The following is a 13,356-nucleotide window of genomic DNA, read 5'->3' on the forward strand; positions in this document are numbered from 1 at the left end:
CCTGGGGCCCAAGTGATCGTGGAGTCTGTTGACTCACGTGATCAGATACGCGACGAGTGCGCATGGTTGTACGACGAGTGAAAACTTTGTGCGGAAGTTTTCACCAGCCGCCCGAGCCCCCTGAGCCTCAGTCGAACCACCGGTCCCGCGACAGCTCCTCCGTCCGGGACGGATCCTCCATCAGCGCCGCCACCTCGAACCGTCGCGGCCACTGCCCGGCCGCCCAGGCCAGACCCGCGGCGACGCCCTCCAGGGTGGCGGCGTGCAGGACGCCGTCGTCGGTCAGCCGCCAGTCGATCTCCACGCCGTCGACGACGAGTTCCTCGTGTTCGACGTAGGACGCCGGGGTCAGCCGGCCGAGCAGCACCCGCACCGGCTCCGGGACGTCGTGCTCCACGCCCTCCGAGGTGACCTCCCCGGTGACGGACTCGCTGAGGCGCCGTACCTGGAACAGCTCGGCCAGATCGGCGGCCCGGGAGGGGCGGACCGGGAGCAGCGGGACGCCCGAGGTGAAGGGGAGGAGGTCGGGCGAGTCGACGACCACGGCGTCGGCCGCGTCCACGACCTCCACCCGGCCGTCGACGACCGCGCGCAGCTCGTCCGGCAGGGTCACCTGCTCGGGGTCCAGATCCGCCAAGGCCCCGTACAGGGCGTGCAGCTGGGCGTCCGCCACCTCGCGCTCGGGCTCGGCGAGCCGGTCGAGCAGCTCGGCGGCTCCGCCGGGCTCGTCCAGCAGCGCGGCGACGGACGTGCGAACCCCCAGGGCCCGCAGCACCTGTTCATCTTCAAAACCGGTCGCGTCGGCCTCGTCGTACAGCCCGCGCAGCAGCGGGTCGCCGCCGGCGGCGCGCAGACCGGCCGGGCGGCGGCCGTCGAGCACCGGGTTCCCGCGCAGCCACCACGCCGCGTACGGCCGTACGACCTCGTGCGTGCCGTCGTGCAGCAGGATCCGCACGGGCTGGACGATCGCGTCCCGGAAGGGCGGCTGCGACAGCAGGGCCAGGGCCTGGGCCCACTTGTCCTCGTCGACCAGGTCCAGGTCCCGTACGGCGATGATCTCCGTGGCGACCGGCGGGACCGGGCTGTCGGGGAAGCGGTCGAGGATGTCCTCGCACCACACGTCGACGGCGTCCAGCAGGCCGGCGTCGTCGGGCTCGGCGAAGTCGCCCTCGCGGGGCTCCAGTTCGTCCGGGTCGAGAACGACGTCGGTGGCGCGGACGAGCGCGAAGTTCGCCAGGACCCCGCAGGCGGCGAGCGGCTGCTCGCCCCACCTGTCGGCCAGTTCGGTGTCCACGGCGGCGAGTTCGCCCTCGCGCATCACCTGGGCGAAGGGGCTGCCGGGGAAGACGAGTTCGCAGGCGGGGGCCGGTTCGCCATCCTCGTCGGGCAGGGCGAGGGCGCCGAGCCAGGGCTCGTCGCCGGGCTCCAGGCCGGCGTCGCGCACCAGCGCGAGCACGGTGTCGGCCAGTTCGTCGGCGTCGAGGGTGTCCTCTTCCCAGTTCACCCCGCCCTCGTCATCCAGGGACGCGGCGACGGCGGCCCGTACCTGCGGGGTGGTGAGCACGGCACGCGGGGTGGCGGGAAGGGCGCCGAGCTTCTCCAGGAGCGGGTGGGAGGCGTCCTGGTGGGCGACCTTCAGGCCGAGCCGGGCCAGCACCTCGGGGTCGATACGGGCGGCCTCCGCGCCGGGCAGGAGGACCTGCCGGGGGCCGATCGTCGTACGGCCGTCCGCCAGCGGCACGGGGAGGCCCGACAGCCGGTCGGGGTCCACCCCGGCGAGGCTGTCGTAGAGCCGCCGCCACCAGCCGGGGTCCTTCTCGAGCCCGGCCAGCCGGTCGACGGCGTCGGTCAGCGGGACACGGGCGACGCCCAGGGTCCGCAGCTCGGCGCGCCGTTCGAGACCGCCGGGCAGCAGCGTGGGCAGCACCTCGGCGAGGACCCGCACGGTGTCCGCGCCCGCGCCCTCGACGATCTCGGCGTCCCGGGGCCGCAGGGAGTCGGGCAGGTCGTCGTCGCCCTCCTCCTGCTCACGGCGCTCGGCGGCAGGCGGTAGGAAGGCCGGGTGGGCGGGCGGGAGAAACGCAGTCCGCGGCAGCCGCTCCAGGATCGCCTGGCGCAGGGCGCCGTCCAGCTCGCCCTTGCCGAGCGGGCCGGGCACGAGGCCGATGATCCCGGCGGTCACCGGCCGCCAGGCGCCGAGGAGTTCGGCGTACGCGTCGGCCGCGCGCTGGACGAGGAAGTCGGTCAGCGGTCCCGGGGCGGCGTGCCGGCGGGTGGAGTCCAGCGGGAACGAGGCGATGAGCAGGGCCGGGACGCCGAGCGGCTCGTCGCTGGGCGTGGGGGCGTGCACGACCGGGCTGGTGCGGGGCCGGGCCGGGCTGCCGTCAGTGTCGACGGGCACGGCCCAGGTGACGGACCACCGCGGCCGCAACCGCTCCTCGAGGGGCCGGTCGGCGAGCAGTTCGGGGGTGAGCGGGCCGTGCGCGACGGCGGTGCGCCAGTGGGTGACGCCGCCCTCGGAGTCGTCGACGACGGTGAAGGCCCCGTCGGTACGGCGGGTGAGGGTCCTGGGGCTCTCCCCGTTGACCTCCACGACGACCTCTTCGAGGCCGGGGAGGGCGAGCAGCAGCGCGTCGTCCACGGCGTGCAGCAGCCGCTCGGCGAGATCGGCGGCGGGGTCGTCGCGCAGCGGGAGGATGACGGCGGTGTCGTACGGGGCGGGGGCGGTGCCCTCGGCGGCGAACGGCAGCCGCAGCAGCGGTACGTGCCCGTCGCGCCGCCGGACCTCGTCCCCGAGCCCGGGGCTGTGCCGGGCGGTCTCGGCGGCCAGGTCCCGGGCCTCGGCGAGGGACCAGCGCACCCCGCCGTGCCGGCCGACGACGGCGGGCTCGTCGGTGACGGACAGGACGGCGGCGAAGCCGACGCCGAAGCGTCCGACGGCCTGCTCCTGGTTCTCCCGCTTCGCCGACGCCCGCAGCGTGGACAGCGACTCGACACCGGCCGCGTCCAGGGGTGCCCCGGTGTTGGCGGCGACGAGCACGCCGTCCCGCAGGGTGAGCCGCAGCCGCCCCGGTACTCCGGCCCGGGCCGCGGCGTCGGCGGCGTTCTGGGCGAGCTCGACGACGAGCCGGTCCCGGTAGCCGCCGAGGACCAGGTCCTCCTCGGCGTTGGCGTCCTCACGGAACCGGGCGGGGCTGGTGGCCCAGGAGTCGAGGACACCGCGGCGCAGGCGGGCGGTACCGAACGGATCGGCCCCCTCAGCGGCGGGCCGCACGAACTTGCTGCTCACGTTCCGTACCTTCTCCTCGTCGACGTGAGGACGAAGGTACCGCCTGTGGAGCGGGGGGTGCGTGCCCGCCCGGCGCTACCGGCTCCGGAACGCGCGGGCCCCTACGAGTGGCCCAGTTCCTCCGTGCTCTCGTCCGTCGTCGCCTCGACCGAGCCCGAGTCCGGCGCCGGGCGCAGGGGGAACGGGTCGACGCGGGTCTCGTCGATGACCGGGGAGGGCGGCTGCGGGGGGCGGGGCATGACCGCGGCCTCGGAGTGGCCGCCGCAGCCGTAGGTGAGGGAGACGAGGCGGCCGTCGGCCGGGGAGAACTCGTTGGCGCAGACGCCGAAGGCCTGGCCGAGGGAGCCGCCGATGGGGGCGAGGAAGCCGCAGGTGACGCAGGCCGCCGGGGCCGACTGGGCCATGGGGGTCTTGGGGCCGAACGCCTCCTCCCAGCGGTCGGCCGCGGTGTACAGGCCGTAGCGGGACAGGACGCGGGCCCGGCGCATGCCGAGTTCCTCCGCCAGTCCGGTGATGGAGCCGCGGGACGGGATGGCCGGGAGGAAACCGGACGGGGGTCCCGCGGTGACGTCCGCGTCCTCCGCCTCCACCAGGTCGGCCATCTCGTGCGACACGGGGGAATTGGGCGCCGGCTCGTCCTCGCCCGAGTAGCCGGGCTCCAGACGCAGATCCTCGGCGTCCGTGGGCAGCAGATCGCCCGGCCCCATGTCACCGGGGCGCAGCCGCTCGCTCCACGGCACCCACTCGGGCGCGAGCACCGCGTCCGGGCCGGGCAGCAGCGCCGCCTCGTCCACCGTGACGATCTTCGCCCGGGACGCCCGGGCCACGGTCACGGCCCAGCGCCAGCCCCGGTACCCCAGCTCCCGGCATTCGAAGAAGTGTGTGACAACGCGGTCTCCCTCGGAGACCGTCCCCACGTGCTCGCCGACGATCCCTGGCGCCGCGGCCTCCTCGGCTGCGGCGCGCGCGAGGTCGACGGCCTCGGCGCACAGACGGTCAGGGGTGCGGCTTCGCGTTGTCGCTGCGCTCACAGGTATCGCTTCTCTCCATACGCCGTCTGACGAGTGCGCCACTCCCAGCGCCGGGGCGGACGGAGCGGACCGGGGGACCGCGTCGACGTCCTTCATCCATTTTGCGGGATGGCTGAGATACGCACGCTACCCTTCCGCCCCACGTCGCGTACACCGACGGTGCCATGAGCAGGTGACCGGACAGTCGCCCGACAGTCACCCCACAGGCCCTATACAAGCGGTAACGGCACTACCCACAGCCTTCTCGGGGCACTATGACGTCGTGGCAGCCGCGAAGACGCCCGTCAAGGGAAGCAGCCGACTGAGCGGACCGGGCCGTATGCGCGGCTCCCTCCGCGCGGTCGGCCGTGCCCTGCACTTCCCGGTGACCGGAACCGCCCGCGGCATCCGCAAGGCCACCCACGCGCACGGCGCCGGCGAGTCCGGCCTCGGCAAGCTGATCGAGCTGCACGGCGTGAACGGCGCCGGCGATGTCATGGTCACCGTCGCCCTCGCCTCGACCGTCTTCTTCTCCGTCCCGACCGACGAGGCCCGCGGCCGTGTCGCGCTGTACCTCGCCATCACCATGGCGCCCTTCACGCTCCTCGCGCCGGTGATCGGCCCCCTCCTCGACCGCATCCCGCACGGCCGCCGGGCGGCCATGGCCGGCGCGATGCTGGCCCGGGCGCTGCTCGCGATCGTGCTGTCCGGCGCCGTCGTCACCGGCGGGATCGAGCTGTACCCGGCGGCGCTCGGCGTCCTCGTCTCGTCGAAGGCGTACGGGGTGGTCAGAAGCGCGGTCGTGCCCCGGCTGCTGCCGCCCCGCTTCTCCCTGGTGAAGGCCAACTCGCGGGTCACCCTCGGCGGGCTCCTCGCCACCGGCATCGCCGCCCCGATCGGCGCCGGACTCCAGCAGATCGGACCACGCTGGCCGCTCTACGGCGCCTTCGTGCTCTTCATCGCGGGGACGGTCCTGTCGTTCACGCTGCCGCCCAAGGTGGACTCCGCCAAGGGCGAGGACACCGCGCTGCTGGCCGCGGACGAGCAGCATCTGCACGGCCCGCACCGCCGGCCCGTCAAACGCCCCGGGCTGCGCACGGTCGGCCCGGCCGTCACCCACGCCCTGGCCGCCAACGCGTCCATCCGCTGTCTGACCGGCTTCCTGATCTTCTTCCTGGCCTTCCTGCTCCGCGAGCATCCGGTCTCGGGCCAGAGCGCCGCCGTGTCCCTGGGGATCGTGGGCGTCTCGGCGGGCGCGGGCAACGCGCTCGGCACGGCGGTCGGGGCGTGGCTGCGCTCCCGGGCCCCGGAGATCATCATCGTGACGGTGGTGGCGTGTGTGGTGGGCGTGGCGGTGCTGGCCTCGGTGTTCTTCAGCGCGGTCCTGGTGGCCTGTCTGGCGGCGATGGCCGGCTTCGCCCAGGCCCTGGCCAAGCTGTCCCTGGACGCGCTGATCCAGCGGGACGTGCCCGAACTGGTCCGGACCTCGGCCTTCGCCCGCTCCGAGACACTGCTGCAGATGGCCTGGGTGCTGGGCGGGGCGATCGGCCTCGCGCTGCCGCTCAACGGCACGGTCGGGCTGGCGGTGGGCGCGGCGATCGTCGGCACCGGGTGGCTGACGACCGTACGGGGGCTGATCGGCTCGGCCCGGCGCGGTGGTGCGACGCGGCCGCGTGTGGCGTAGCCGCCGGGCACGCCGTACCCCGCGTGGGCACTCCCGGTCGTGTGCCCGATAACCTTCGCCCATGAACACGTTGCAATCCGTAGTGCGACGCCGCCGCGCCGTCGCTGTCGTCGGTGTCGTATCCGCCGGACTGCTCGTCCTGTCGGCCTGTGACAAGCCGACCCCGATCGCCACGGTCACCGTGGGCAGCGACTCGGTGAACTCCGAGGCCACCTGTGGCGGCGAGGGCGACGCCCTGAAGCCCGCCGACCTCACGCAGTGCCTGAAGGACAAGGGCATCAAGTCCATCTCGGTCGACCCGGACGAGACCGTGCGCTTCGGTGTCGACCCGGAGATCGCCGACAAGGGCTGGACGATCCTGATGAACGGTCAGCCGCTGACCGACGCCAGCACGAAGACGTACCGCACCATCCCGGGCAGCGTGTTCTTCAACGCCCAGTACGGCGCGCAGGGCGACTCGACGCTGGTCTCCATCAAGGAGGGCGAGAAGGACACGTCCGGCCTGTGGAACTTCAAGCTGGAGAAGGACGCGTAATCGCTGCCGCTGGGCTGGGCAGGGTGCTGATCGCCACCGCTGTTCCTGTGGAGAGGGACGCGGTGGCCCGGGCTTCCCACGGCGGTAGCGGCATCGAGGTGATCGATGTGGGTGTCGGGCCCGCCCTGGCCGCCGCCTCCACCGCCTCCGTTCTCACCGCCGCCGCTCTCCGGGGCACCCCCTACGATCTCGTGGTCTCCGCCGGGATCGGGGGCGGGTTCCAGCCGGAGGCGCCCGTGGGGGCGCTGGTCGTGGCCGATGAGATCGTCGCGGCCGATCTGGGGGCCGAGACGCCCGACGGGTTCGTGCCGGTCACCGAGCTCGGGTTCGGGACCGTACGTCACCGGCCGCCCGGGGACCTCGTACGGCGGGTCGCCGACGCCGCCGGGGCCCGTGCCGGGGCCGTGCTCACGGTGTCGACCGTGACGGGGACGGCCGCCAGGGCCACCGCGCTCCGCGAGCGGCACCCCACCGCTCTGGCCGAGGCCATGGAGGGCTTCGGTGTCGCCGAGGCCGCCGGCGCGCACGGGGTGCCCGTGCTGGAGATCCGGGCGGTCTCCAATCCCGTCGGGCCGCGTGACCGTGCCGCCTGGCGCATCCCCGACGCGCTGGCCGCACTGACCGAGGGTTTCGGGAAGCTCGTGCCCGTGCTGGAGAGTTGGAACCGGCATGACCAGTGACCAGTTGCAGATCGCGTACTCCCCCTGCCCGAACGACACGTTCGTCTTCGACGCCCTGGCCCACGGCCGCGTCCCCGGCGCCCCCGCCCTCGACGTGACCTTCGCCGACATCGACGTCACCAACGGCATGGCCGAGCGCGGCGAGTTCGACGTACTGAAGGTGTCGTACGCCGTGCTGCCGTACGTCCTCGACGAGTACGCGCTGCTGCCCTGCGGTGGCGCCCTGGGGCGGGGCTGCGGGCCGCTGGTGCTGACGCGGGAGGCGGACGTCGACCTCACCGGGCGCACCGTCGCCGTGCCCAGCGAGAGGTCCACCGCGTATCTGCTGTTCCGGCTCTGGGCCGCCGACACCCTGGCCGACGGGGTCGGCGAGATCGTCGTCATGCCGTTCCACGAGATCATGCCGGCCGTGCGGGACGGGAAGGTCGACGCGGGGCTCGTGATCCACGAGGCGCGCTTCACGTACGCCGGCTACGGCCTGCACAAGCTCGCCGACATGGGCGAGCACTGGGAGCACACCACCGGGCTGCCGATCCCGCTGGGCGCGATCATCGCCAAGCGGTCGCTGGGCGAGCAGAAGCTGCGGCTGCTCGCCGACTCCATCCGGACGTCCGTGCGCGCCGCCTGGGACGACCCCGAGGTGTCCCGCCCGTATGTCATGGAGCACGCCCAGGAGATGGACCCGGCCGTCGCCGACCAGCACATCGGGCTGTACGTCAACGAGTTCACGGCCGCTCTCGGCGAGGACGGCTACGCGGCCGTACGCGGACTGCTGACACGCGCGGCGGCCGAGGGACTCGTACCGCCCCTCGGCCCGAACGCGCTGCGATTTCCCTGACGGGCCTACACGTCCAGCTGGTCGGCGACCGCCCGCAGCAGGCCGGCGATCTTCTTGCCGGAGGTGCGCTCGGGGTAGCGGCCCCGCTCCAGCATCGGGGTGATGTTCTCCAGCAGGGTCGTGAGGTCCTGGACGATCGAGGCGAGTTCGTCCGGCTTCTTGCGCGTCGCCGCGGCGACGGAGGGGGTCGGGTCCAGAATCGTCAGGGACAGTGCCTGGTCGCCGCGCTGCCCGGCGACCACGCCGAACTCCACTCGCTGACCGGGCTTGAGCGTCTCGACTCCGGCGGGGAGGACCGAGGAATGGACGAAGACGTCACCGCCGTCGTCGCGGGAGAGAAAGCCGAAGCCCTTCTCGCTGTTGAACCACTTGACCTTGCCGGTAGGCACGTCTGTCCTCGTCCTCGTACTCGTCGGAAAACTGCTTCTGGAAACGGGTCTTGATAGCACTCGGGCGGGCCGCACGGACCCGCCGGTACCAAGGCTAGTGCTCTTCAGGCCGGTGACAAGACGTCACCGGGTTGTTCCTTCGGGCTGGGAACTACCCTGGTCGGGTGCGTGACAAAACCCAAACGAATTCCGCCGCGCCCGGTGACCGTCTGGTCCGTGCCGGTGCCATCGTCTTCTTCATCGGCGCCGTGGCCACACTGGTCACGGTCGCCCCGCTGTTCCTCGGGACGGCGCCCTTTCCGACGTACATGTTCGGATTGAGCATGCTCATGGCTATCGGTTTCCTGATGGCCGGCGCGGGAGTACTGCGTTCCGTGGCGGCCGGACGGCGTCAGGCGCGCGCGGGGCGGTAGTCCGAAAGCCACCCGGGGAATTCGGTCAGGTCGCCGAGGACGACGTCCGCGCCCGCGGCGCGCAGTTCCTCCGGGGGGCAGGGGCCGGTGGCCACCGCGACGGACAGCGCGCCGGCCGTCCGGGCGCCGCGCACGTCTCCGACATGGTCGCCGACATAGACGGCCGCGTCGTGCTCGCGCAGTGCCTCCGCCTTCTGTTCGGCCCACAGATCGCCGATCACCGCGTCGGGCTCCATGCCGAGGTGGGCGAGGTGCAGCTTGGCGTTGGGCTCGTACTTGGCGGTGACGACTATCGCGCGCCCTCCGGCCTCACGTACCGCCGCGATGGCCTCGGCGGCGCCGGTCATCGCGGGGGTCGCGGCGATGGCGATCGACGGGTACATCGCGCGGTACAGATCGGCCATGTCCGCGACCTCCGCGGCCGGGAACCAGTTGATCAGCTCCTCGGCCAGCGGCGGCCCGAGCCGCGTGACCGCCAGATCGGCATCGATGAACGTCCCCGTCCGCTCGGACAGCGCCTGGTAGCAGGCGCGGATGCCGGGACGGGAGTCGATGAGGGTCATGTCCAGGTCGAAACCGACGGTGAGTGCCATATGGGCCATTGTGCCCAGGGCGGGTGACGGCAGACGTCCCCCCGGTGCCTACGGCCTCTGCCGTTGTGAACGCCACAGCAGGAACAACGCCGACGCCACCGCCGCGCCCCGGACCACCCAGGGCCAGGTCTCGGAGACCGCGTCGTTCATGTGGCCCTCGGCGATCGGAGCGCCCCAGCGGCCGTTCATCCTGCCCCAGAGCCAGACCAGGCCCGACGTGACGGCGAGCCCGGGCAGGACCATGACCGCCCACTTCGTCTCCGCCTGGGTCAGGCGGCGCGAGGCGTAGGCGATGAGCCAGCCGAGGAGCAGCACGAACCAGTTGCCGAGCACGGCGCCCGCGACGAGCAGCCCCGCGGCGGCGAGGAGCAGCGGGTTGCTCCAGTTGCCGGCGGAGGGCAGCCGGGGGAGGCGGCGGCGACGGGCGCCGGTCCCGGCCGCTTCCTCGACGGCGGGCTCGGCCTCCTCGGCGGCCGTCTTCTCCGGCTCCTGCTTCCTCGGCTGCGGCGGCTTCAGCAGGTCCGGCAGTTCCACGCCGCCCACGAAGCCCGGCACCTCCTCGCCCACACCGAACGGGCTGCCGTCCACCCGCCACCAGTCGGGCTGGACGACGCTGTCGCCGAGTTCGTGCCCGGCGGCCAGGTGCGGCGGGGCCGGGCCCTCGGCGGGCGCCGGGTGCGACTCCTCGGCGGGCCGCGCCGGGCGGGGCCGCGGGACGACCCGCCGCAGCATCCCCTTCGCCCGTTCCTCCGGCTCGGCGGCACGCTGCACGGGCACGGACGCGGGGGCGGGGGCGGGGGCGGCGTTCCGCGGCGCACCGCCGGTGCCTTGCGCTGCCGCCGTCACGACCTCGTCGGGGCTGCCCAGGCGGGTCAGGATGCGGCGGACGGCGGCGGGTGAGTCGACGGTGGCTTTCGCCCGGCTCCGGTCGATCTCGTTGCGCAGGTCCGCGACCAGGCGCATCCGGGTGGCCGAGGACAACTGCCGCTGCTGGGCCACGTCGCCGACACGGCTCAGATACTCGTAAACGACCTGGTCGCTCTCAATCCCCACGAAGTCCCCTCCGGGGCGGGTGCGTTGGCTGACGCCGTCGGACGACGGTATCGCGAGGACCGGCGGGTCGGCGAAACCCGGCCCGCCCGGCGTCCGGAAGACGCGGCCCGGCCGCCGGAGGCGACCCGCTACCGTGGACCGGATGAGCACCGAGGACAGGCCCCCGGCCCCCCGCTCCCTCGCGGAAGCGCTCCGCGCGCGGGGCGATGTCCCGCTGGGCGCGCTGCTGCGCAGCCGCCCGGACCTCATCACGCCCGTGCCGACCGACCTCACCCAGCTCGCGACCCGGGCCGGCACCCGCGCCTCGGTCGTGCGGGCCCTGGAGCGGCTGGACCGGTTCACGCTGCAGACGGCGGAGGCGCTGGCCGTGGCGGCGGACCCGGCGACGTACGACGAACTGCTCGGGCTCACCGCCGGGGACGACGCCGACCCGGCCGTCGTCGCCGCCCTGCCGCACGCCGTGGACGTGCTGCGCGAGCAGGCCCTGGTCTGGGGCGGCGACGACCGGCTGCGGCTGGTCCGTACGGCACGTGAACTGCTGGCACCCGCGCCGCAGCACCCCTCGCCGACCGGGCTCGGCCCGACGGTCCAGGAGGCCACCGCCGGGATGTCGCCGGGGCGGATCCAGGAGATCGTCACGACCGCCGGGCTGGCCTCGACCCATGACTCGGTCTCCGCCGTGACCGCCCTCACCGGCCTGTTCACGGACCGGGCCCGGATGACCGCGCTGCTCGACGGCGCCCCGGCCGACTCCCTGGAGGTGCTCGAACGCCTGGTGTGGGGGCCGCCGTACGGGCAGGTCACCGCGGATCCGGCGGCGCGGCTGCGCTGGCTGCTGGGCCGCGGGCTGCTGCTGCCGACGGCGCCGGGGACGGTCGTCCTGCCGCGCGAGGTCGCCCTGCACCTGCGGCGGGGTCTCGCGCACCGGACGCCCGAGCCCGTGCCGCCGGTGGTCGAGGCCACCGCCGTGCACCGTCCACAGGTTGTGGACAGTACGGCGGCCGGGCAGGCGTACACCGCGCTGGCGACCGTCGAGGAGCTACTGAAGGACTGGGACGAGGGCGGGCCCGCGGTGCTGCGGGCCGGCGGGCTGAGCGTGCGGGACCTGAAGCGGACCGCCGTCGCGCTCGACGTGCCCGAGCCGGTCGCCGCGTTCTGGGTGGAACTGGCGTACGCGGCGGGCCTGATCGCCTCGGACGGGGAGGCCGACGAGCGGTACGCGGCGACCCCGGCCTACGACGAGTGGCTGGAGGCGCCCCCCGCCGAGCGCTGGTCACGGCTGGCCACGGCGTGGCTCGCGGCGACCCGGACGGCCGGTCTGGTGGGCGGGCGGGACGCGAAGGACCGTACGTTGTCGGCGCTCGGGCCGGGCCTGGACCGTTCGGCGGCGCCCGAGGTACGGCACCGGGTGCTGGCGCTGCTGGCCGGGCTGCCCGAGGGGGCCGCGCCGGACGCCGAGTCGGTGCTGGCCCGGCTGCGCTGGGAGCGCCCCCTGCGCGGCGCGCAGGGGGAGGACGACCCGCGTACCCGCCTCGCCCGCTGGGCCCTGTCCGAGGCGGAACTGCTGGGCGTGACCGGCCGGGGCGCGTTGTCGGGGCATGGGCGGGCCCTGCTGGGACCGGCGGCGGCCGTGCAGCACCCCGAAGCGGAGCCCTCCGGACCGGCGGGTCCGGCGGCGGGGCTTTCGGCGGGTCCGGGAGACAAGCTCCCCGTCCACCATCACCACCATCGCCCCGTCCCGGTCGCTCCCCTCTCCCCCGCCGAACAGGCCGTCGCCTCCGCCGCCGCGGCCCGGCTCCTGACGCCCCAGCTGCCCGAGCCGCTGGACCATGTGCTGCTCCAGGCCGACCTGACGGCGGTGGCGCCCGGGCCCCTGCGGCGCCCGCTCGCCGACATGCTCGGGGTGCTGGCGGACGTCGAGTCCAAGGGCGGGGCCACCGTCTACCGGTTCACGCCCGGGTCGGTGCGGCGCGCGCTCGACGCCGGGCAGGCCGCCTCCGACCTGCACGCCTTCCTCACCGCGCACTCCCGCACGCCGGTGCCGCAGCCGCTCGCCTATCTGATCGACGACGTGGCCCGCAGACACGGCCAGCTGCGGGTCGGCGCGGCCTCGGCGTATGTGCGCTGCGACGACGACGCGGTGCTCAACGAGATCCTGGCCGACAAGCGGGCCGCCGGGCTGGGGCTGCGGCGGCTCGCCCCGACCGTGCTGGCCGCGCAGGCCGACCCGGCGGGCCTCCTCGAAGGGCTGCGGTCGATGGGGTTCGCGCCGGCCGCCGAGTCCGCCGAGGGCGATGTGCTGATCACCCGCGCCCTCGCCCACCGCACCCCGCCCCGTACGGCGCCCGAGCCGGTGCCGGACGGCCCGCCGGTCCCCGACGACGTCCTCCTCGCGGCGGCGCTGCGCGCCATCCGGGCCGGCGACCTCGCCTCCACCACCCCGCGCAAGCCCGGCACCGCCCCGGCGGTCAACGGCGAGCTGCCCCGCACCGGTTCCGCCGAGACCCTCGCCACCATGCAGGCCGCCGTCCTGACCGGCGAGGCCCTGTGGATCGGCTACGTCAACGCCGAGGGCACCGCCAGCCAGCGGGTGATCGCGCCCGTCCGCGTCGAGGGCGGTTTCGTCACGGCGTACGACCACACGGCGGACGAGGTCCGTACGTATCCGCTGCACCGGATCACCGGGGTCGCGGAGCTGGCGGACGACTCCGGCTGACCCCTGTCGGGCAGGGGGCGCTTCTCACCCGTTCGGGTGCACGCGGGCGTTCATGCACGCCACGCCGGGGATGTCCCACCCTTGGGCGACCTTGCCGGGCGTGCCGCATCACGCGCTGTGCCCGGGGGCAGCCACCGGGTGTTCCTGTGAGCCCTG

Annotated in this window: 11 protein-coding genes; 6 read left to right on the forward strand and 5 right to left on the reverse strand. The window is 74.2% G+C overall.

What is annotated here, in order from left to right:
- Positions 1-127 precede the first annotated feature (127 nt).
- Both ACZ6I3_RS10045 and ACZ6I3_RS10050 read right to left on the reverse strand, forming a co-directional pair.
- Entirely contained in the window at positions 128-3,289 is a 3,162-nt protein-coding gene (locus ACZ6I3_RS10045; protein ID WP_469413374.1) for a sacsin N-terminal ATP-binding-like domain-containing protein, read from the reverse strand.
- 101 nt (positions 3,290-3,390) lie between these two features.
- On the reverse strand, positions 3,391-4,320 hold the full coding sequence (locus ACZ6I3_RS10050; RefSeq protein WP_469413375.1) for a DUF3027 domain-containing protein: 930 nt from the start codon (positions 4,318-4,320) through the stop codon (positions 3,391-3,393).
- A gap of 262 nt (positions 4,321-4,582) precedes the next feature.
- On the opposite strand from ACZ6I3_RS10050, the gene ACZ6I3_RS10055 reads away from it, so the two are divergent.
- The 4 genes from ACZ6I3_RS10055 (at position 4,583) to ACZ6I3_RS10070 (ending at position 8,036) form a co-directional block, all read left to right on the forward strand.
- Positions 4,583-5,983: an MFS transporter gene (locus ACZ6I3_RS10055; protein ID WP_469413376.1), complete on the forward strand. Its 1,401-nt coding sequence runs from the start codon at positions 4,583-4,585 to the stop codon at positions 5,981-5,983.
- 61 nt (positions 5,984-6,044) lie between these two features.
- Positions 6,045-6,518: a DUF2771 domain-containing protein gene (locus ACZ6I3_RS10060; protein ID WP_382828588.1), complete on the forward strand. Its 474-nt coding sequence runs from the start codon at positions 6,045-6,047 to the stop codon at positions 6,516-6,518.
- Positions 6,519-6,580: 62 nt separating this feature from the next.
- Positions 6,581-7,198: a futalosine hydrolase gene (locus ACZ6I3_RS10065; protein WP_469413378.1), complete on the forward strand. Its 618-nt coding sequence runs from the start codon at positions 6,581-6,583 to the stop codon at positions 7,196-7,198.
- Positions 7,188-8,036: a 1,4-dihydroxy-6-naphthoate synthase gene (locus ACZ6I3_RS10070; protein WP_469413380.1), complete on the forward strand. Its 849-nt coding sequence runs from the start codon at positions 7,188-7,190 to the stop codon at positions 8,034-8,036. The genes ACZ6I3_RS10065 and ACZ6I3_RS10070 overlap by 11 nt, the downstream gene beginning before the upstream one ends.
- A gap of 5 nt (positions 8,037-8,041) precedes the next feature.
- On the opposite strand, the gene ACZ6I3_RS10075 is transcribed toward ACZ6I3_RS10070, so the two are convergent.
- Positions 8,042-8,425: a cold-shock protein gene (locus ACZ6I3_RS10075; protein ID WP_189729237.1), complete on the reverse strand. Its 384-nt coding sequence runs from the start codon at positions 8,423-8,425 to the stop codon at positions 8,042-8,044.
- Positions 8,426-8,589: 164 nt separating this feature from the next.
- Between ACZ6I3_RS10075 and ACZ6I3_RS10080 the strand changes: the two genes are divergently transcribed.
- The gene (locus ACZ6I3_RS10080) at positions 8,590-8,838 is read left to right on the forward strand and encodes a hypothetical protein (RefSeq protein ID WP_469413381.1); all 249 of its coding nucleotides are present in this window, start codon (positions 8,590-8,592) and stop codon (positions 8,836-8,838) included.
- On the opposite strand, the gene ACZ6I3_RS10085 is transcribed toward ACZ6I3_RS10080, so the two are convergent.
- Complete coding sequence (locus tag ACZ6I3_RS10085) at positions 8,817-9,440, reverse strand: HAD family hydrolase (RefSeq protein ID WP_469413384.1); 624 nt, start codon at positions 9,438-9,440, stop codon at positions 8,817-8,819. The two genes, ACZ6I3_RS10080 and ACZ6I3_RS10085, sit on opposite strands and share 22 nt — an antisense overlap.
- Before the next feature lie 39 nt (positions 9,441-9,479).
- Positions 9,480-10,484, reverse strand: a complete 1,005-nt coding sequence (locus ACZ6I3_RS10090; RefSeq protein WP_469413386.1) for a hypothetical protein — start codon at positions 10,482-10,484, stop codon at positions 9,480-9,482.
- 142 nt (positions 10,485-10,626) lie between these two features.
- Here ACZ6I3_RS10090 and ACZ6I3_RS10095 point away from each other — a divergent pair, with 142 nt between their 5' ends.
- A complete protein-coding gene (locus tag ACZ6I3_RS10095) occupies positions 10,627-13,200 on the forward strand; it encodes a helicase-associated domain-containing protein (RefSeq protein ID WP_469413387.1) in 2,574 nt (857 codons plus the stop codon).
- The last annotated feature ends 156 nt before the right edge of the window (positions 13,201-13,356 follow it).

It is taken from the genome of Streptomyces sp. NPDC041940 (genome assembly GCF_055589465.1).

Excerpts from the sequence above, each read along its gene's own strand:
- ACZ6I3_RS10060 (WP_382828588.1), top strand. The coding sequence starts at position 6,045 with ATGAACACGTTGCAATCCGTAGTGCGACGCCGCCGCGCCGTCGCTGTC.
- ACZ6I3_RS10070 (WP_469413380.1), top strand. The coding sequence starts at position 7,188 with ATGACCAGTGACCAGTTGCAGATCGCGTACTCCCCCTGCCCGAACGAC.
- ACZ6I3_RS10085 (WP_469413384.1), bottom strand. The coding sequence starts at position 9,440 with ATGGCCCATATGGCACTCACCGTCGGTTTCGACCTGGACATGACCCTC.
- ACZ6I3_RS10095 (WP_469413387.1), top strand. The coding sequence starts at position 10,627 with ATGAGCACCGAGGACAGGCCCCCGGCCCCCCGCTCCCTCGCGGAAGCG.